Source organism: Allomesorhizobium camelthorni, assembly GCF_011045125.1.
Taxonomy (GTDB): Bacteria; Pseudomonadota; Alphaproteobacteria; order Rhizobiales; family Rhizobiaceae; genus Allomesorhizobium; species Allomesorhizobium camelthorni.
On record NZ_JAAKZF010000002.1, the window covers coordinates 174,719 to 192,568 of the forward strand.

17 protein-coding genes are annotated in these 17,850 nt (G+C 63.7%); 8 read left to right on the forward strand and 9 right to left on the reverse strand.

What is annotated here, in order from left to right; genetic code table 11:
* The first annotated feature begins 3 nt into the window (after positions 1–3).
* Positions 4–1,209 carry a cytochrome-c peroxidase gene (locus tag G6N73_RS03275; RefSeq protein ID WP_165023310.1) on the forward strand — a complete coding sequence of 402 codons (1,206 nt, stop codon included), beginning with the start codon at positions 4–6 and terminating at the stop codon, positions 1,207–1,209.
* Positions 1,210–1,456: 247 nt separating this feature from the next.
* Here the strand turns inward: G6N73_RS03275 and G6N73_RS03280 are convergent, their stop codons facing one another.
* Positions 1,457–1,909 (reverse strand): Lrp/AsnC family transcriptional regulator, encoded by a 453-nt coding sequence (locus G6N73_RS03280; protein WP_165023315.1) that lies wholly within the window; start codon positions 1,907–1,909, stop codon positions 1,457–1,459.
* 148 nt (positions 1,910–2,057) lie between these two features.
* On the opposite strand from G6N73_RS03280, the gene putA reads away from it, so the two are divergent.
* Positions 2,058–5,672, forward strand: coding sequence for a bifunctional proline dehydrogenase/L-glutamate gamma-semialdehyde dehydrogenase PutA (gene putA / locus G6N73_RS03285; protein WP_165023318.1), 3,615 nt, complete (start codon positions 2,058–2,060; stop codon positions 5,670–5,672).
* Between the two features lie 21 nt (positions 5,673–5,693).
* Here putA and hmuQ read toward each other — a convergent pair whose 3' ends face one another.
* Genes hmuQ through G6N73_RS03310 form a run of 5 tightly spaced genes read right to left on the reverse strand, consistent with a single transcriptional unit; the run spans position 5,694 to position 10,279 of the window.
* Positions 5,694–6,008 carry a heme-degrading protein HmuQ gene (hmuQ, locus tag G6N73_RS03290; RefSeq protein ID WP_165023613.1) on the reverse strand — a complete coding sequence of 105 codons (315 nt, stop codon included), beginning with the start codon at positions 6,006–6,008 and terminating at the stop codon, positions 5,694–5,696.
* A gap of 11 nt (positions 6,009–6,019) precedes the next feature.
* Positions 6,020–6,286: a hypothetical protein gene (locus G6N73_RS03295; RefSeq protein ID WP_165023321.1), complete on the reverse strand. Its 267-nt coding sequence runs from the start codon at positions 6,284–6,286 to the stop codon at positions 6,020–6,022.
* On the reverse strand, positions 6,287–7,660 hold the full coding sequence (locus G6N73_RS03300) for a TonB family protein (protein ID WP_165023324.1): 1,374 nt from the start codon (positions 7,658–7,660) through the stop codon (positions 6,287–6,289).
* A gap of 10 nt (positions 7,661–7,670) precedes the next feature.
* Positions 7,671–8,117 (reverse strand): hypothetical protein, encoded by a 447-nt coding sequence (locus G6N73_RS03305; RefSeq protein ID WP_165023327.1) that lies wholly within the window; start codon positions 8,115–8,117, stop codon positions 7,671–7,673.
* Positions 8,118–8,119: 2 nt separating this feature from the next.
* The gene (locus G6N73_RS03310; protein WP_165023329.1) at positions 8,120–10,279 is read right to left on the reverse strand and encodes a TonB-dependent receptor domain-containing protein; all 2,160 of its coding nucleotides are present in this window, start codon (positions 10,277–10,279) and stop codon (positions 8,120–8,122) included.
* Positions 10,280–10,466: 187 nt separating this feature from the next.
* Here G6N73_RS03310 and hemP point away from each other — a divergent pair, with 187 nt between their 5' ends.
* From hemP to G6N73_RS03335, 5 genes are read left to right on the forward strand one after another with little or no spacing between them, the layout of a single operon-like run.
* A complete protein-coding gene (hemP, locus tag G6N73_RS03315) occupies positions 10,467–10,676 on the forward strand; it encodes a hemin uptake protein HemP (RefSeq protein ID WP_165023332.1) in 210 nt (69 codons plus the stop codon).
* Positions 10,677–10,687: 11 nt separating this feature from the next.
* A complete protein-coding gene (locus G6N73_RS03320) occupies positions 10,688–11,746 on the forward strand; it encodes a hemin-degrading factor (protein WP_165023335.1) in 1,059 nt (352 codons plus the stop codon).
* 10 nt (positions 11,747–11,756) lie between these two features.
* Positions 11,757–12,650: a heme/hemin ABC transporter substrate-binding protein gene (locus G6N73_RS03325; RefSeq protein WP_165023337.1), complete on the forward strand. Its 894-nt coding sequence runs from the start codon at positions 11,757–11,759 to the stop codon at positions 12,648–12,650.
* A 47-nt stretch (positions 12,651–12,697) separates the two neighbouring features.
* Positions 12,698–13,768, forward strand: coding sequence for a FecCD family ABC transporter permease (locus tag G6N73_RS03330; RefSeq protein ID WP_165023616.1), 1,071 nt, complete (start codon positions 12,698–12,700; stop codon positions 13,766–13,768).
* Positions 13,769–13,777: 9 nt separating this feature from the next.
* Positions 13,778–14,569 carry a heme ABC transporter ATP-binding protein gene (locus G6N73_RS03335; RefSeq protein ID WP_165023340.1) on the forward strand — a complete coding sequence of 264 codons (792 nt, stop codon included), beginning with the start codon at positions 13,778–13,780 and terminating at the stop codon, positions 14,567–14,569.
* A 1-nt stretch (position 14,570) separates the two neighbouring features.
* On the opposite strand, the gene rirA is transcribed toward G6N73_RS03335, so the two are convergent.
* On the reverse strand, positions 14,571–15,041 hold the full coding sequence (gene rirA, locus G6N73_RS03340; RefSeq protein ID WP_165023343.1) for an iron-responsive transcriptional regulator RirA: 471 nt from the start codon (positions 15,039–15,041) through the stop codon (positions 14,571–14,573).
* Positions 15,042–15,230: 189 nt separating this feature from the next.
* Here rirA and G6N73_RS03345 point away from each other — a divergent pair, with 189 nt between their 5' ends.
* Complete coding sequence (locus G6N73_RS03345; RefSeq protein ID WP_246251583.1) at positions 15,231–15,821, forward strand: GNAT family N-acetyltransferase; 591 nt, start codon at positions 15,231–15,233, stop codon at positions 15,819–15,821.
* 21 nt (positions 15,822–15,842) lie between these two features.
* Here the strand turns inward: G6N73_RS03345 and G6N73_RS03350 are convergent, their stop codons facing one another.
* A complete protein-coding gene (locus tag G6N73_RS03350; RefSeq protein WP_165023346.1) occupies positions 15,843–17,351 on the reverse strand; it encodes a tripartite tricarboxylate transporter permease in 1,509 nt (502 codons plus the stop codon).
* A gap of 11 nt (positions 17,352–17,362) precedes the next feature.
* A complete protein-coding gene (locus G6N73_RS03355) occupies positions 17,363–17,809 on the reverse strand; it encodes a tripartite tricarboxylate transporter TctB family protein (protein ID WP_425484037.1) in 447 nt (148 codons plus the stop codon).
* Positions 17,810–17,850: the final 41 nt, after the last annotated feature.

Sequence of the window (17,850 nt, forward strand, 5' to 3'; positions counted from 1 at the left end):
GAGATGCGCAGCCGAACGGCAGCATTTGCGCTTGGGCTGATCGCAGCGCTGACGCTCAGTGGCTGCGGCGAACCCGACTTCACCGAAGCCGAAAAGGCGATGATCGCCTCGCTGTCGCTTTCGGCACTGCCGCCGCTGCCGGCTGACCCGACGAACCGCTATGCCGATTTGCCGGCCGCGGCCGCCTTCGGGGCAACGCTGTTCTTCGAGCAGCGGCTCAGCCGCGACGGCAATGTGTCGTGCGCAACCTGCCACATCATCGACCGCCAGTTCCAGGACGACCGGCCGCTCGCAATCGGCGTCGCGACCACCAACCGGCGCACCATGCCGCTCGCCGGGGTGGCGCGAAGCCCCTGGTTCTTCTGGGACGGGCGCAAGGACAGCCTGTGGTCGCAGGCGCTCGGGCCGCTGGAGGACGCGCGGGAACATGCCGGCAATCGCACTGCCTACGCGCATTTCATCGAGAAGGAGTTCGCTGACCGCTACGAGCGGATTTTCGGGCCGTTGCCGGACCTTTCCGGATTGCCCGAGAATGCAGGCCCGCTGGGAACCGAAGCTGAGAAGGCCGCCTGGAAGGGGATGCGCGGGGAGCAGCGCGCTTCGATCGACCGGGTGTTTGCCAATCTCGGCAAGGCGATCGCGGCCTTTGAGCGGTCGATCGTGCATGAGCCGACGCGTTTTGACCGTTTCGCCGATGCGGTGGCGGCCGGGCGCGATCCGGAAGGCGAGGCGGCGTTTTCGGACGAGGAAATACAGGGGCTGAAGCTGTTCATCGGCAAGGCCAATTGCGTGACCTGCCACAACGGCCCGCGCTTCACCGACGACCATTTCCACAATACCGGCGTACCGGCCGTGAAGGAATTGCCGGAAGACAGCGGCCGCGAGACGGCTGTCGCGCAGGTTGCCGCCGACCCGTTCAACTGCCTTGGCGCATTCCGCGACGGCGGCGAGGAGGCCTGCGGCGAGTTGCGCTTCATGGTCAAGTCCGGGGACGCGCTGAAGCGCGCCTACAAGACGCCGTCCTTGCGCGGCGCCGCCACCCGGCCGCCCTATATGCATTCCGGCCAGATTGCGACGCTGGACGATGTCATGGACCACTACAACACCGTGCCGGCCAGCACCCGCGGCACGACCGAACTGCATCCGCTCGGCCTGTCGGAACGGGAGCGGGCCGCGCTCATCGCGTTCCTGAAAACGCTGGCGGAGTGAGTGCCGATATGTGCGTCCTTCGAGGCTCCCCTTCGACAAGCTCAGGGTCGCACCCCAGGATGAGGGAGGTTGCGCCTTTGCAATCCTCATTCTTCGACGCCGACATTTCAGGGAGAGGAACTGGGCGCTTCAGGGAGAGGTACCCGGCGCCATACGATCCTTATCCTGAGGTGCGAGCCCTCTCTGCCGTCGAAAGAACTGAGCAAGGCCCCTGGGGGGAGCCTCGTGGGACGCACCGGCAGAAATTTCACCGGTCCTTCACCGTCTCCATCGCCACGAAAGTCGATGTTTGCGAGACATGCGGCAGCGCCGAAATGCGCTCGCCGAGAACGCGGCGGTAGGCGGCGATGTCTTTGGTGCGCACCTTCAGCAGATAGTCGAAACTCGCTGCCATCATATGGCACTGCTCGATCTCGGGCACGCCCTGGACAGCGCGGTTGAAGGCGTCGAGCGCGGCGGAACGCGTGTCCGACAGCGTCACCTGCACGAACGCGACATGGCCTTCGCCCATGCGCTCGCGGTCGATGACCGCCGAATAGCCGCGGATGAAGCCGGCATTTTCGAGACGCCGCACCCGCGCCTGCACCGGGGTTTTCGATAGCCCGACCTTCGCCGCTAATTCGGCCATCGACAGGCGGCCGTCGCGCGACAGCGCGGCCACGATGTTGCGGTCGATGCGGTCCAATTGATCTTCATTCATGGATTGGCAGGCATGAATACGGTTCAAACGACCTCATCAATAGGCCGAGCGGACTGCATGGTCCAGCTTTTCGGTCCAAATCGACGCTCGGATTGTGCTAGCTTTGGATAATCATTCCATCAAGCTAGAATGTTCCGACAGGACCGCCATGACAGCGCCCGACGCCATCCGCAACGCCATCCGCGCCAATTACCTTCCCGATGAAGGCGAGGCGCTGGCCCATCTCGTCGCCACCGCGGATCTTTCGGCCGCGGAACGCGAGGCGATTTCGGCGCGGGCGGTCAAGCTGGTCAAGGCGGTGAGGGGTTCCTCCGACCCGCGCCTGATGGAGGTATTTCTCTCGGCCTACGGTCTCTCGACCAAGGAGGGCGTGGCGCTGATGTGCCTGGCCGAGGCGCTGCTGCGCGTGCCGGACACCGAGACGATGGACGATCTGATCCAGGACAAGATCGCGCCGCATGACTGGTCGGCGCATTCGGGCGGGTCGAGCTCGATCTTCGTCAACGCCTCGACCTGGGCGCTCATGCTCACTGGCCGCGTGCTCGACGACGAGGACGATGAAGGCATTGCCGGCACGCTGCGCTCGATGGTCCGCCGCCTCGGCGAACCGGTTATCCGCACGGCAGTCGCGGCGGCGATGCGCGAAATGGGCGAGCAGTTCGTGCTTGGCCGCACGATCGCGGAAGCTGTCAGGCGTGGCCGCTCGCTGATCGCGAAAGGCTATCTCTATTCTTACGACATGCTGGGCGAGGCGGCGCGGACCGAAGCCGACGCGCTGCGCTACCACCGTGCTTATGCGGACGCGATTTCTTCGCTGAACAGCGGCTCCAACAGCCCCGATATCCGCACCAATCCCGGCATCTCGGTCAAGCTTTCGGCGCTGCATCCGCGCTACGAGATGGCGCAGAAGGAAAAGATGCTGCCCGCGATGGCTGAGCGGCTTCTGTCGCTGGCAGTCGCGGCGCGCCATGCCCGCATGGGCCTGAACATCGACGCGGAGGAAGCCGACCGCCTCGACCTGTCGCTCGACGTCATCGAGCGCGTGCTGGCCGCCCCCGAGCTCGAAGGCTGGAACGGCTTCGGCGTTGTGGTGCAGGCTTACGGGCCGCGCGCGGCGTTTGTCATCGACTGGCTCTACGCGCTCGCCAGGCGCCTCGACCGCAACATCATGGTGCGGCTGGTCAAGGGCGCGTACTGGGATACCGAGATCAAGCGGGCGCAGGCTTTTGGCCTAGACGGTTATCCGGTATTCACGCGCAAGGCCAATACCGACGTGTCCTACATCGCCTGCGCCAGGAAGCTGCTGTCGATGACCGACCGCATCTATCCGCAATTCGCCACCCACAATGCGCATACGGTCGCGGCCATCCTGTCGATGACGACGGACCGCGACAGTTTCGAGTTCCAGCGCCTGCACGGCATGGGCGAGGCCCTGCACGAGACCGTGCGCAAGGCGGAAGGCACGCGCTGCCGCATCTATGCGCCGGTCGGGGCGCATTCCGACCTGCTCGCCTATCTCGTCCGCCGACTTCTGGAAAACGGAGCCAACTCCTCTTTCGTCCACCAGCTTACCGACGAGGACGTGAAGGCCGAGGACATCGCCCGCGATCCGTTCGAAGCGGTCGAGACGCAAGGCCCGGCAGCCAATCCGGCAATCCCCAAACCGTCGGCGATCTTCGGCGCGTCGCGCTCGAATTCCAGGGGCTGGGACATTACCGACCCGGTGGCTCTCGCCGCGATCGACAGGGGCAAGAGTACTTTCGCCGGCCCCGAGCAATGGTTCGCCAAACCGGTCACGCGTGCGGCCGGATACGGCGCTCGACGTCCGGTGCTCAACCCAGCCAAACCCAAGGATGTCGTCGGTTCGATCAGTGAGGCGACGGCCAAGCAGGTTTCGACCGCGGTTCGCATTGCTGCCGAGGCGCAACCGGCTTGGGCGAGGCGGCCCGTCGCCGAGCGGGCCAACATGCTCCGTCGCACGGCGGACTTCTACGAGGCCCATTCGGTTGAATTCTTCGCGCTCGCCACCCGCGAGGCCGGCAAGTCGCTTGCCGACGGCGTCGCCGAGGTGCGCGAGGCAGTGGATTTCCTGCGCTACTATGCGGCGGAGGCGGACAAGACCGAAGCGGGAACCGAGGCGCGCGGCGTTATCGCCTGCATCTCGCCATGGAACTTTCCGCTGGCGATCTTCACGGGGCAGATCGCGGCGGCGCTCGTCACCGGCAATGCGGTCATCGCTAAACCTGCCGAACAGACGCCGCTGATCGCCGCGCGCGCTGTCGAACTGATGCGCAAGGCCGGCATTCCGGAAGACGTGATCCAGCTTCTGCCGGGCGATGGCCCCTCCGTCGGTGCGCCGCTGACGGCAGATCCGCGCATCGCCGGCGTCTGCTTCACCGGCTCGACCGAGGTTGCAAAACTGATCGAAAAGCAGCTCGCCGAGACCGCCGCTCCCGACGCTATGCTGCTCGCGGAAACCGGCGGGCTGAACGCCATGATCGTCGATTCCACCGCGCTGCCCGAGCAGGCGGTGCGCGACATCCTCGCTTCGGCCTTCCAGAGCGCGGGCCAGCGCTGCTCGGCGCTGCGCATCCTCTACGTCCAGAAGGATGTCGAGAAGAAGATGCTGGAGATGCTCGAAGGCGCGATGAAGGCGCTGAATGTCGGCGATCCGTGGCTTCTGTCCACCGATGTGGGTCCGGTCATCGACGAGGAGGCGCAGAATTCCATTCGCGAGTACTGCGCGGCCATGGAGGCAAAAGGCAAGCTGATCGCGAAGCTCGATGCGCCGGCCGACGGGCGCTTCGTCGCGCCGCATGTGTTCCGTGTCTCGGGCATCGAGGAGATGGATCGCGAAGTGTTCGGGCCGGTGCTGCATGTCGCGACTTTCGATGCTGACAAGATCGACAAGGTCATCGCCGCCATCAATAGCAAGGGCTACGGCCTGACCTTCGGCCTGCACACCCGGATAGAGGCGCGAGTGCAGCACATCCTCGACGGCATCCATGCCGGCAATATCTATGTCAACCGCAACCAGATTGGCGCAGTCGTCGGCTCCCAGCCCTTCGGCGGCGAGGGACTTTCCGGCACCGGGCCAAAGGCCGGCGGACCGCATTATCTGCGGCGCTTCCGGCGCTCGGAAAGTGCTAGCGCAGAGATTGGCGAAGGCAAGAAACTCCCGGCGAAAGCGCTGGCCGATGCTTTGCCCGACCCGTCCGCCGGCGACTGGAACTCCGCAGCCGACCGCATTGCTGTCTTGCGAAAACATCTGCGCGGAAAGGGCGCCGCGGCGATTGCGGCAGCCGCGGCCACCGATTTCGGCCCAGTCGATCTGCCAGGGCCGACCGGAGAGGCCAATACGCTGACGCTTCTGCCGCGCGGACGCGTGCTTTGCCTCGGGCCGGACAGCGAGACGCTGCTTGCGCAGGCGATCCAGGCGCTGGCTGCAGGCAATGCCGTTCTCGCCGTCGCGCCCGGCGCCCCGACAGCGCTCAATGCGCTCATCGGGAAGGGTCTTCCGATCGCGGCGCTAGACGGAGTTTTGGACCCGGCACAGCTGAAAACCCTCGTCATCGACGTCGTGGCGTTTTCTGGCGCAGCCAAACCGGCGCGCGCTATCAGGCAGGCGCTGGCTGAGCGGAAAGGGCCGATCGTGCCGCTGGTGACGGAAATCCTCTATCCGGCAGCCTACGCCCACGAACGCGCAGTTTGTGTCGACACGACCGCAGCCGGCGGCAATGCGAGCCTGCTGGCGGCGGCCTGAGGAACGGAGGCGAGGGAGCGGCTACGCTCCCTCGACGACGGTAAATCCCTCGAATTGCGGATGGCCGATATAGAGCGGCTTGTTGACCCCGGCATTCTTGTGGGCGGCGCGGAAATTTTCCGACTTGGTCCAGGCTACGAAATCCTCGTAGCTCGACCAGACCGTGTGCGAGGCGAACAACGTGTAGCCCTCGGCTTCGTTGACAGGGCCTCGCAGCAGGTGAAACTGCTGAAAGCCCTTCATCTCCGATAGCCTGGAGTCGCGGCCCTTCCAGACATTCTCGAAGGCTTCCTCGGAACCGGTCTGGACCTTGAAGCGGTTCATCGCAATGTACATCGGCATTCCTTTCAGATCGTGCGTTTGGCCGGCGTTGCGCCAGGCCGTGAATCGGTTTTGCCGGCAGCCGGCGGGAACTTGATCACGCCGTCCGGCGGCTCCGCTCCAATCGCGCCCGTCGGGTTCGGACCAGCTTGAATCTGCGCGTCGCCGCGATGGCGGGCAATATCGGCGACGGCGCGCTCGGCCTCAATGCGGTCGATCAGCGCCAGGAATTCGGGGCGAAGCCCGTCGCCCCGTGCGGCAGCGATTGCGTGAAGTGGGTTAAGCAGGAACATTTATCGTCTTTCGGCGAACTCCAGCGGCACGGCAAACGGCCAACTGGAACGGCCGGCGCCTTCGGGAATGGCCGGGAAGGGCGCTGCGCGGCGGACCGTCTCGATCGCCGCATTGTCGAGCACCGGCGAGCCCGAACTGCGCACGACGCGCACCCCGCCGACGCCGCCGTTGGCCGAAACCGTGAAGGCGACCATGACTTTTCCCTGCAGCTTTTGGCGCCTTGCCGCGCGGCGCAGCTTCGAGACGATCTTGCCGGGATAGTTGGAAACGGCGGCGTTCCCGGCCGCGGATTGCCTTTTGCCGCCCTTGCTCTCGGCAACGGCGCTTCCTTTCGCCTGCCCGTCAGCCTGGCCGCGACGGGTGTCCGCCGTTGCGTTGCCTTTAGAGCCGGCGGTCCGCTTTTTCGCGGATTTCTCTTGCGGCTTTGCCGGCGTCTCTTTCTCCGGCGCCCGCTTCTTCTCGACCTTCTCGGCCGGTTTTTCTGTCGGCGCTTTTGGCCTGGGCTCAGGTATCGGCGCGACCGCTGCCAGCGTTTCGAACGATTCATCCGGCAGGGGTTCGGCCACGTTCTCGGCGGGCGCTTCGGTCACGGTTTCGGTAGGCGCGGCGGGCGCTGCTTCCGCAGTCGGTTCAAGGGCCGGCTCAACGGCCTGCGCTGATGGCGACACAATATTCTCGTCGTCGACCGGCTGCACCGTATCCGTCGCCAGGATTTCAGGCGCAGGATTCGCCTCCGTCGTCGCAGTCTCCTGCGGCGCGGGTTCCGCCGGCTGCGGCTCGGCGACCGGCGCGGTTTGGGGCGGCGTTTCGGGCTCGACCGGCGTCGCCTCGACAGGTTCCAGCGTCTCGGTGACCGGCGCTGCGGGCTCCACCGTCTCGACCGGCTCCACCTGGTTCGAGTCGGTGACCGGTTCGGCGGCCACGGTTTCCACCGGCTTGGCGTCGAGCATGGTGATGATGCTTACGTCGGCGACCGCGGGATCAATCTCGGCGCCCGCTAAACGCGCGTCCTCGGCCGCGTTGCCCAACTGGGCGATCTCGGCCTGGTCCGCGCCGGCGATCTTCGCGCTCTCGTCGATGCCGGCGAGAAAGCAGAGCGCGATCGCGGCGTGGAAGGCGCAGGAGCCGGCGATCGCCGCCTTCCAGCGATTGCTTCGCGGCGGTTTGCCAGCGGCGCTGCCAGCGCCCAGCGGCTCGGCCGGCGTCTTGTCCAGAGCCGCGTCGGAAGTCAGGACATAGCGTTCTTCGCGGATCTGGCGGGCGGGGAATGCGTTGTGCGGGATGGCCAGGCGCGGATCGTCCGGCTCAACCGGCAGCATGCCAGCAAGAGGCCAGGTCCCGGAGTTGCGCGCGAAGGCTGGCTCTAAACCCACGGAAACCTCGTTACATACCGAAAGCGATGCCAGCCTTGGCGGTGGTCTTCAGCTTGCGCAGGCACGCGGCGGGCTCGACCCCTTCGCCCGCGCATTCGGTCGCATGGTTGACCAGGATGCGGCTGATCCCGGCGCAGTCGACGCCGGCAAGGTCGAACCGCGTCACCTTGGTCTTGCCGGCCGGCAGTTCCTTGAAATCGAGAACGGTCAGACGGTCGACCACGCCCGCATCGTTGAACAGCGCGATCTCGAAGGCGGCCTTTGTAAGCTCCGCCCCCAGATTGTTGTTCACCACGAAGGTCAGGCGGCAGCCCTTGTCGGAGGTCTGCGCGCCGTTGAGTTCGAGCGTGAGGGCAGGGGCGGCGGGCGCCCCGTCCCCCGTCTGCGCCAGCGCCGGTACAGCCGACATTACGACCGCGATTGTAAGGAAACGGAAAAATGTCGCTGCGCGCGTCATGATCACCAACCAATTTGTTTTGCGAGGGAAATCTTGAAGGTCCGGCCCTTGGCCGGATCGTTCGAGAGGAACTCTTTGTACTGCTTGTCGAAAATGTTATCGACGCCGAGATTGGCCTCCCACCCCTTGAACTCGCCGTCCTGCGGCGTCCAGGTGAGGAAGATGTCGTGGACGTCGAACGCTTCCGAGAAACGCGTCGAGGACGCGTTCGGCGGTGGCAGCGGACCGGATGAATCCCGGTCCGGATCCTGCGGTCCGGACACGACACGCGCCTTCCAGCCGAATACCAGATCGTGCTCGGGGAGTTTCCCACCAAGCGTGAACGACAATTCGTCCGGGGCGATGGTGGTCAGGTAGTTGCCGGTGTCCTTGTCCTTGCCCTGGAGATAGGAATAGCCGGCATTCGCGAAGAAGTAGTCAGCGTCGTAGGCGAGTTCGACTTCGGCGCCGTAGATCTCCGCCCTGTTGACGTTGACATAACCGGGCAGGTTGTTGAATCCGGGAACCAGATCCGGGTTTCTGGTTATGAGATCCTTGATGTCGTTGTAGAACCCCGTCGTCTTCAACTGAAGACTGTCTCCGGACTGGGCGAGATCGTAACCCGACAAGGCGAAGCCGAGTTCGAAGTTGTTCGACCGCTCCTTGATGAGATCAAGGCTCGGATTGAAAAAGCTGCTGGAGGAACTGGTCGAGAAGGTTTCGTCGAGTGTCGGGAAGCGCTCCGTATGCGCGATGGAGCCGAACACCGCCAAAGTCTCGTTGAATCTGTAGTACGCTGCGATCTTCGGCGAGAAGGCGGTATCGTCTGTTTCCTCCGCGCCGATGATCGAACCCTCCGGCGACAATTCATGCCAGTCGAGACGCATGCCGGGGATGAGGGTAAGCCTTTCATCCCACACGAACTCGTCCTGCACGAAAATGCCGGTTTTGACGTCCGTGCCTTCCGGATGGAAGGTGATCGGCAAGGGGTTCCCTAACACGTCTACAGCGTCGGCGGTCCGTATCTGGTAGGCGCTTTGCCAGCCGTAGGTCAGGAAATTCTCCCAGTTTCCACCCTGCCACTCCGTCGTGTTCTGGACGTTGAATTGCCAGGTTTGATAGCCGTATTCGGAGTCGCAGAAGAGCACGCTCGTCGCGCAGGTGAGGCCGAACATCGGATTGCCCGAGGCATCCGTCTGATCGACCGTCGTATCGGAGAATGAGGCCGAGACCTTCAGATCCAGCCAATCATTGTCCGAGAACGGATTCTCGTATGAGATGATCCCCGTCTTGTCGATGACGTGTCGATCCACCGTTCCGAACATCGATTGGGTGCCGACCTGTGCATAATCCTGGTCGTCCGCGTCGGAATCCCATTGCTGGTAGGAAAGCCGCAGAGTGCCTTCGTCGCCCACCTTGAAGGTGCCTTTGGCGAGGCCGGACCAGGCATCGAAATTCGAGCTCGGCACTTCGGTGCCATCCCCGGTAAAATAGGAGTCGGCTCGGCGGTAATTGCCCTCGAACAGGAATTCGGCGCTTTCGTTCAAGCGCTGGGCGAGGAGGACCGATCCAAGCCAGCCATTTTTGTTCGAATTGTAGCCGCCCTTGAGCCGCAAAGCTCCGTTCTGTCCGTCCGCGATAAAGTCGGCGGCGTCCTTGGTGGTGAAATTGATGACGCCGCCGAGCGCGCCCGAGCCGTAGAGCGTCGAGGATGCGGGACCGCGCAGCACCTCGACACGCTTGTAGAGTTCGGGATCGGAGAAGAAGCCGCCCATGCGGTACTGCTCGAAGAATTTGATGGCGCCGTCGACGGTGACGATGATGCGGCCTTCCTCGTTGGCCGATTCAGGGGCGCCGATGCCCCTGATGTTGAAGGTCTCGCCGAAGACGCGGTCGCTGCCCGAAACGTTGACGCCCGGAATCTGATCGAACACGTCGCCGATGGTCGTCGGCTGTGCGCGGTCGATGTCTTCCTGCTCGATGACTGAAACGGCCTGGGGCGTGTCGATCGCCACCTTGTCCACGCCGGCGCCGACGACGATCCGCTGCAGTATCGTCACTCGGCCTTGTTTTTCTTCCTGGTTCGTCTGGACTTCCTGGGCTTTCGCCGCCCCCATCCCCACAAACGCCGTCATCGCCGCGCCGCTCATCAGCGCAGCCATATTCCGAGCCGCCAACCCCATGTCCCAAACTCCTGGTGTATGCATTTTGATGCGGGCTGGCTTGGTGCTTGCTGGCATTTTCATCGATCCCGGAACGTTTTAAATCTTGACTCATTTAGTCCGGTATTGCACTGACTATTGAACATGAAGTTTTGAGTCAAGATTGATTTCGGCGGCCGCCGACGATCGGGAAAGGACCGGGAAGGTCATGAACAGTCACAACCACGACAACTTCCATCATCGCTACAGGAGGGCTGCGATCGAGGCGCCCAGGCAGGTCGAACCCATGCACCGCCCAACGCGGGTCGTCGCCAGTTCGGCGCTGTTCTCAGGCGAGCACGAGATCGGCATCAGCCATGCCGGGTCGCTCTACCGCCTGAAGATCACCCGCCAGGGCAAGCTCATTCTCAACAAGTAGGGACCGTTCCCATGGACGCTCGCGTCAAACCCGCGCCGCACGAAATCCGTCTGGCGAGAGCCGACAATCCGAAAATGCGCGAGCGCGATCTGGCGGGCCAGCTAGGCATCTCCGAAGCCGAATTGGTCGCGGCCCATTGCGGCGACGGCGTTCAGCGCATCGATCCGCGCGTCGACGATCTTCTGACCGGTCTCGAAGCCGTCGGAGAGGTCATGGCGCTGACCCGCAACGAAAGTGCGGTCCATGAAAAGATCGGCGTCTATGACAAGGTCGTAACGGGTCCGCACAATGCGATGGTCCTGGGGGAAAACATCGACCTGCGCATCTTTCCGAAAATCTGGGCGCACGGCTTCGCTGTCGAAAAGCGCGACGGCGATGAGATCAGGCGCAGCCTGCAGTTCTTCGACACGTCGGGCGAGGCGGTGCACAAGATCCATCTGCGTCCCGCATCCAGCCTTTACGCTTATCAGAAGCTGGTCGCCGGCCTTTCCTCGACGGATCAGTCCCAACGCGTGGCGATCGAACCGATAGACGGCGAGGCCGCGGAGACACAGCCGGGTGCGGAGGCATTAGACGATCTCCGCGAGCGTTGGAGCAAGCTCACCGACGTGCACCAGTTCTTCGGTATGCTGCGTTCATTGAAGCTGAGCCGCCGTCAGGCAGTGAGGATGATCGGCCAGGATTACGCATGGCAGATCGACAATGACGCAGTCACGGCGATGCTCAACCACGCTGCCCAGGGCGAGATCCCGATCATGTGCTTTGTCGGCAATCGCGGCTGCATCCAGATCCATTCGGGGCCGGTACAGAACATCAAGGCCATGGGTCCATGGATCAACATTCTTGACGAGACATTCCACCTGCATCTGAGGACCGATCACATCGCCGAGGTGTGGGCGGTTCGCAAGCCGACGAAGGACGGGCACGTCACCTCGCTCGAGGCCTATGGCGCTGACGGAAAGATGATCATCCAGTTCTTCGGCAAGCGCCATGAAGGCGAGGGCGAGCGTGACGACTGGCGGTTCCTCGCCGAAAACCTGCCGCGCATTCCGCGGTCCACGGCCGCCTGAGGAGCAAGCCATGACGAGCTTGACGCTTTTGATGCGGTGTCTTGGCGCCGTTGCGCTGGTCGCGGTTTTGGCTGCTGCGCCCGCAAAGGCCGAGGAAGGCCAAACGGTGTTTGCCGACAAGTCGCGGATCGTCTCGATCGGCGGTTCGATCACGGAGATAATCTTTGCGCTCGGCGAGGAAGGGCGGCTGATCGCTCGCGATTCGACCAGTATCTATCCCGAAGCGGCGCTGAAGCTCCCCGATGTCGGCTACATGCGGGCCCTGTCGCCGGAAGGGGTCCTGTCGGTCAATCCGTCGGGCATTCTGGCGCTTGCCGGCAGCGGCCCGAAAGAGGCGGTCGACGTGCTGAAGAAGGCCAGCGTCCCGTTCATCGAAGTGCCGGAGACGTTCGACAGCGAAGGCATTCTCGAAAAAATCCGGATCGTCGGAAAAGCGCTCGGTACGGATGCGAAGGCCGAAGCGTTGGCGGATTCGGTCGCTGCGAAGCTCGAAGCCGCCGAAAAACTCACCGACGGCATAACCGAGCGCAAGCGGGTGCTCTTCATCCTCAGCATGCAGGGCGGCAAGATCCTGGCTTCCGGCAGCGACACGGCGGCAAACGGCATCATTTCGTTCGCCGGCGGTGTGAACGCGACCGAAGGCTTCTCCGGCTACAAGCAGCTTTCCGACGAAGCTGCGCTGACTGCCAGGCCCGATGTCATCCTGATGATGGATCGCGGCGGCGGCGATCCTTCGGCGAATGTCGATCCGTTTGCCCATCCCGCGATTGCTTCGACACCCGCGGGCCAGGCCAAAGCGCTTATCCGCATGGACGGACAATATCTGCTCGGCTTCGGACCGCGCACCACGAATGCCATCCATGACCTCGCGGTCGCGCTTTACGGCGACCGGATCAAGGACTGATCGGACAGAATGTGACCGACCATGCGGCCGCCGGCCCGTTCGGCCTTATGAAAAACCGCGCGACCGACGGCGACCGTTCGGGGCGCGCCAGGCTTGTGATCGCGGCGCTGTGTGTGGTGCTCGCGCTGACGGTGCTGTTCAGCCTGGCGTCAGGCGCATCCGACGCATCCGCCTTCGCCGTGGCGCGCGACTGGCTGTTTCCGTCATCGTCACCGGCCGACGCTCTTTCGGCGCGAGATCGCATCATCGTCTATGACATTCGCCTGCCGCGCGTCGCTCTTGGCGTTCTGATCGGCGCCGCGCTCGCCGTATCGGGCGCTGTGATGCAGGGCCTGTTTCGTAACCCGCTCGCCGATCCCGGCATTGTCGGCGTTTCGAATGGCGCGAGCCTTGGCGCGGTCTCAGTGATCGTGCTCGGCGGCACGGTGCTCGCGCCGCTGACCGGCTTGCTTGGCATCTACGCGTTGCCGACTGCTGCTTTCCTGGGCGGACTTGCCGTGACGCTGGTGCTCTACCGCGTTTCAACGCGGCGCGGCCAGACATCCGTCGCCACCATGCTGCTTGCCGGCATCGCGCTGGGCGCCATGGCGCTGGCGTTGACCGGCATGCTGATATTCATGGCCGACGACCGGCAGCTGCGCGACCTGACGTTCTGGCAGCTCGGCTCGCTCGCCGGCGCCACATGGGGCAAGATAGCGGCGGCGGGGCCGATCATCGCGCTGGGCCTGGCCGTCTCGCCCTTCCTGGCGCGCGGGCTGAATGCCCTGTCGCTCGGCGAGGCGACGGCAAATCATCTCGGAATTCCGGTGCAGCGGCTTAAATATGTGGCAATCGTCGCGGTAGCCGCGGCTACCGGCGCGTCGGTCGCCGTCAGCGGCGGCATCGGTTTCATCGGCATCGTCGTGCCGCATCTGCTTCGCCTGCTGATCGGGCCGGACAACCGCTATCTGCTGCCAGCCTCAGCGCTTCTCGGCGCTTCGCTGCTACTGCTCGCCGACGCCGTCAGCCGCACGATCGTCGCGCCTGCCGAACTGCCAATCGGCATCATCACGGCGGCCGTTGGCGGTCCGTTCTTCCTGTGGATATTGCTGCGCAAGCGCGGCATCGTCGACCTCTGAGGCCGCCCGATGATTGAAGCACGCAACATCTCGGTATCGATTGGCCGCAAGCGGATAATCGCCGATGTCGACTTCGAGATCCGGCCAGGGGAGATGGCCGCCATTGTCGGTCCCAACGGCTCAGGCAAGACCACCTTCCTGAAAGCGGTTTCAGGCGATCTGCCTTATACAGGCAATATCAGCATCAACGGCAGGGACATCGCCGCGATGAAACCCTGGCAGGCGGCGGCGATGCGCGCCGTGCTGCCGCAGGCGACCGCGCTTTCCTTCCCGTTCACCGTGCACGAGGTCGTAAAACTCGGCCTGACCGGCGGGCGTTCGGGCGTGCTTCCGGGCGAGGACGAAAGGCTGCCCGACCGTGCGCTAGCTCGCGTCGATCTCGACGGCTTTGCCGGCCGCTTCTACCAGGAACTCTCCGGCGGCGAGCAGCAGCGCGTCCAGCTTGCGCGCGTGCTCTGCCAGGTCTGGGCGCCGGTGCTCGACGGCAGCCCGCGCTACCTGCTTCTCGACGAGCCGGTTTCCAGCCTTGATATCAAGCATCAGCTCATCATCATGAACATCGCGCGCGATTTCGCACGGCGTGGCGGGGGCGTGGTGGCGATCCTGCACGACCTCAATCTGGCGGCGATGTTTGCCGACCGCATCTTCGTCATGCATCGCGGGGGCCTGGCCGCTGCCGGCTCGCCGCAATCCGTGCTGAGCGACGAGCTGATCTCAAGGGTGTTCGAGTGCCGGTTGAAGGTCGGGGCGTTGCCCGCCGGAAACACGCCGTTCGTGTTGCCGCAGTCGGCGGCGCTTTAGCTTAAGCCGCCGAAGCGGGGGCGGGCCGCTCCGGCAGGAAATCGATGCCGAGTCGTGTGCGCATGTCCTGCTTCGATGCGACAAGGTCGGCGATCGAATGGCGCGCCAGCACTGCGAAAAACGCGTTCAGCGCCTCGCGCAGCGCCGCATTCAGCCCGCAGCTGTCGACCAGCGGGCATTCGGCAGCGTCGGTCTCGAAGCACTCGGCCATGGCGAAACTCTCTTCGGTCACGCGCACGACGTCGAACAGGCTGATCGTCTCGGCCGGCCTGCCGAGCCGTACGCCGCCATTGCGGCCGCGCACCGTTTCGACAAGGCCATGTTCGACGAGCGGCTGCAGGATCTTGAACAGGAAGAGCTCCGACACCGAATAGGAGCTGGCGATCTCCGGAATCCGGCTGAGTCGGCCTTCATTGACCGCGCAATACATCAGAATGCGCATGGCATAGTTGGTCTGGCGGGTTAGCCGCATCGTCGTTCCTTCGCAAAGCAGTGCTTCACCTGAATATGGCCTATAGTTTGGAATAATTCCAGACAAGAGTGATCACAAACATGACAAATGTGATCATGTTTACACCCGAAGTGGTGGAGACGACCTTCTCCTCTCGACATTGGGAGAGAACCGGCGCGATCTTGCAATTCATGCTGCAGTGCACAACATATGGCCGTGTCGATCGTCGTCGACTCTGGGAGGACCCATGAGGACTACGACATGCAATCGCCCTTCACCACTTTTCCGCCAGGCACGATCCGGCAACTCAGGCCCTCGGACCTGCCGCGGTTTCGCGACCATCTGCTGAGGCTGGATTCGGAAAGCCGCCGCGACCGGTTCAATGGCATGGCGGACGACAATTACGTGGCGTCCTATGCGGAGCGCTGTTTTGCCCAGGGCACGACCGTCATAGGTTATGTCGAAGGCGACAAGGTTCTGGGTGCCGCCGAACTGCACGAGCGCCCGGAACTGCCCGAGCCGACCGGCGAGATCGCCTTCAGCGTCGAACGCAAATTGCAGCATATGGGCATAGGCCGGCGGCTGTTCGAACGGCTTATCGGCAATGCCCGCGGTCTCGGCTACACCAAGCTCAGGGTCACCACCCACCCGCACAATGAGGCGATGAAGGCGCTGGCCCGCCGCTTCGACGCGATGCTATCCTTCGAGGAAGGCGAAACCGTCGGCGTCATCGACCTCGATCCGCCTGTTGCCGGCAGGCGTGGATTCTTTATGTCTCCAGCGGAGCGCATGTTCACCTGAGCCTGGCAGGCTTGCCGGAAATCAGCTTTCCTCGACGAAGACCTCTTCGCGCTTCTTTCTGACTGCCGGCAGGAAGACGACGACCAGCACGGCAAGCGCGATGAAGAGCAGCGTGGCGCTGATCGGCCGGGTCACGAAGACGCTCGGATCGCCGCGCGAGATGATCATCGCGCGCCGCAGGTTCTCTTCGAGCAGGGGGCCGAGCACGAAGCCCAGGAGCAACGGCGCCGGTTCGCAGCGAAGCTTTACCAGCGCATAGCCGAGTATTCCGAAGAAGGCGACCGAGTAAAGGTCGTAGACGTTCGAATTGACGCTGTAGACGCCGATCGAGCAGAAACCCATGATGATTGGGAAAAGCACGTAATAGGGGATCGTGAGCAACTTCACCCAGAGCCCGATCAATGGCAGGTTGAGCACGATCAGCATCAAATTGCCGATCCACATCGAGGCGATGATGCCCCAGAATAGGGCCGGCTGTTCGGTCGCGACGTTGGGGCCGGGCACGATGCCCTGGATGATCATCGCGCCGATCATCAGCGCCATGACCGGATTGGCAGGGATGCCCAGCGTCAGAAGCGGAATGAAGGAGGTCTGCGCGCCCGCATTATTGGCCGATTCCGGCCCGGCGACGCCCTCGATGGCGCCCTTGCCGAATTCCTCCGGATGTTTGGAAACGCGCTTTTCGACGGTATAAGAGGCAAATGAGGCGAGGATAGCGCCGCCACCGGGCAGGATTCCGAGCGCGGAGCCAAGCGCCGTGCCGCGCAAAATCGGCGCGACCATGCGCCGCCAGTCGTCGCGGGTCGGCATCAGGCCGGTAACGCTTTTGATCAGGACCGTCCGCTCGTGCTCATCCTCCAGATTGCGCAGGATTTCGGCGATGCCGAACACGCCGACGGCCACCGCGACGAAGTTCAGCCCGTCCGAATATTCGCGGATGCCGAGGTTGAACCGCGGCGCGCCGCTGTAGATGTCGGTTCCGACGAGTCCGAGAAGCAAGCCAAGGACCACCATGGCTAGCGCCTTGATGATGGACCCGTGCGCCAGCGCCACCGACGAGACCAGGCCGACCACCATCAGCGAAAAATACTCGGCCGCGCCGAACTGGAGGGCAATCGCGGTCAGCGGCGGCGCAAGCAGCGCGACGAGAAAGGTAGAGACGGTGCCTGCGAAGAAGGAGCCGATGGCGGCGACGGCAAGCGCAGCGCCGGCGCGGCCCTTTCGCGCCATCTGGTAGCCGTCGATTGCTGTGACGGCCGACGAGGATTCGCCGGGCAGGTTGATCAGGATAGCGGTCGTCGACCCGCCATACTGCGCGCCGTAATAGATGCCGGCGAGCATGATCAGCGAGGAAACCGGATCGCCGATCTGAAAGGTGATCGGCAACAGCATCGCGATCGTGGCGGTCGGGCCAATTCCCGGCAGCACGCCGATCAGCGTGCCGAGCAGCACGCCCATCAGGCAAAAGCCGAGATTGAAGAGCGTGGTGGCTGTACTGAAGCCGAGTGAAAGATTGTCGAAAAGGTCCATCGTGGCGGCTCCTACAGCCAGGGGCCGAAAAGGCGGAAGGGCAGGCCAAGAGCCTGCACGAAAACGAATGCCGTGAAGACCGTGAGCGCCGCCGACAGGAGGACGGCTGGAACGAGCCGCATCTTCGCCGACGCGAAGGAGGCGATCAGCGCGGTGAAGAAGATCGCAGGCACGAAACCCAGGCCACGGACCGTCAATCCGAAGAAGATCGGCGCGGGCAGGATGAGGACGATACCGCGCCAGGCAATCGCGCCGACCGGCTCACCCCCCACGCGAAACGCGTAGCCGATGATAACGAGACCCAAAAGAATCAGGATCGAGGCGAGGCCGAGCGGGAAGAAGCCCGGTCCCATGCGGAAGGCGCTGCCGATCTCGAGATTGAGCGATTGCCAGGCGAAGAACGCGCCCAGCGCCACGAAAATCGTGCCGCAAAGCGCATTTGGACGGTCGACGGCCATGCTCATCTCCTCCATTCAGTCCGGATGCAATGTGATCGCGC

What these genes read in the sequence shown, in the direction of transcription:
- G6N73_RS03275 (WP_165023310.1), top strand. Translation starts at nt 4, where the DNA reads ATGCGCAGCCGAACGGCAGCATTTGCGCTTGGGCTGATCGCAGCGCTG.
- G6N73_RS03280 (WP_165023315.1), bottom strand. Translation starts at nt 1,909, where the DNA reads ATGAATGAAGATCAATTGGACCGCATCGACCGCAACATCGTGGCCGCG.
- putA (WP_165023318.1), top strand. Translation starts at nt 2,058, where the DNA reads ATGACAGCGCCCGACGCCATCCGCAACGCCATCCGCGCCAATTACCTT.
- hmuQ (WP_165023613.1), bottom strand. Translation starts at nt 6,008, where the DNA reads ATGTACATTGCGATGAACCGCTTCAAGGTCCAGACCGGTTCCGAGGAA.
- G6N73_RS03295 (WP_165023321.1), bottom strand. Translation starts at nt 6,286, where the DNA reads ATGTTCCTGCTTAACCCACTTCACGCAATCGCTGCCGCACGGGGCGAC.
- G6N73_RS03305 (WP_165023327.1), bottom strand. Translation starts at nt 8,117, where the DNA reads ATGACGCGCGCAGCGACATTTTTCCGTTTCCTTACAATCGCGGTCGTA.
- G6N73_RS03310 (WP_165023329.1), bottom strand. Translation starts at nt 10,279, where the DNA reads ATGGGGTTGGCGGCTCGGAATATGGCTGCGCTGATGAGCGGCGCGGCG.
- hemP (WP_165023332.1), top strand. Translation starts at nt 10,467, where the DNA reads ATGAACAGTCACAACCACGACAACTTCCATCATCGCTACAGGAGGGCT.
- G6N73_RS03320 (WP_165023335.1), top strand. Translation starts at nt 10,688, where the DNA reads ATGGACGCTCGCGTCAAACCCGCGCCGCACGAAATCCGTCTGGCGAGA.
- G6N73_RS03325 (WP_165023337.1), top strand. Translation starts at nt 11,757, where the DNA reads ATGACGAGCTTGACGCTTTTGATGCGGTGTCTTGGCGCCGTTGCGCTG.
- G6N73_RS03330 (WP_165023616.1), top strand. Translation starts at nt 12,698, where the DNA reads ATGAAAAACCGCGCGACCGACGGCGACCGTTCGGGGCGCGCCAGGCTT.
- G6N73_RS03335 (WP_165023340.1), top strand. Translation starts at nt 13,778, where the DNA reads ATGATTGAAGCACGCAACATCTCGGTATCGATTGGCCGCAAGCGGATA.
- rirA (WP_165023343.1), bottom strand. Translation starts at nt 15,041, where the DNA reads ATGCGGCTAACCCGCCAGACCAACTATGCCATGCGCATTCTGATGTAT.
- G6N73_RS03345 (WP_246251583.1), top strand. Translation starts at nt 15,231, where the DNA reads ATGGCCGTGTCGATCGTCGTCGACTCTGGGAGGACCCATGAGGACTAC.
- G6N73_RS03350 (WP_165023346.1), bottom strand. Translation starts at nt 17,351, where the DNA reads ATGGACCTTTTCGACAATCTTTCACTCGGCTTCAGTACAGCCACCACG.
- G6N73_RS03355 (WP_425484037.1), bottom strand. Translation starts at nt 17,809, where the DNA reads ATGGCCGTCGACCGTCCAAATGCGCTTTGCGGCACGATTTTCGTGGCG.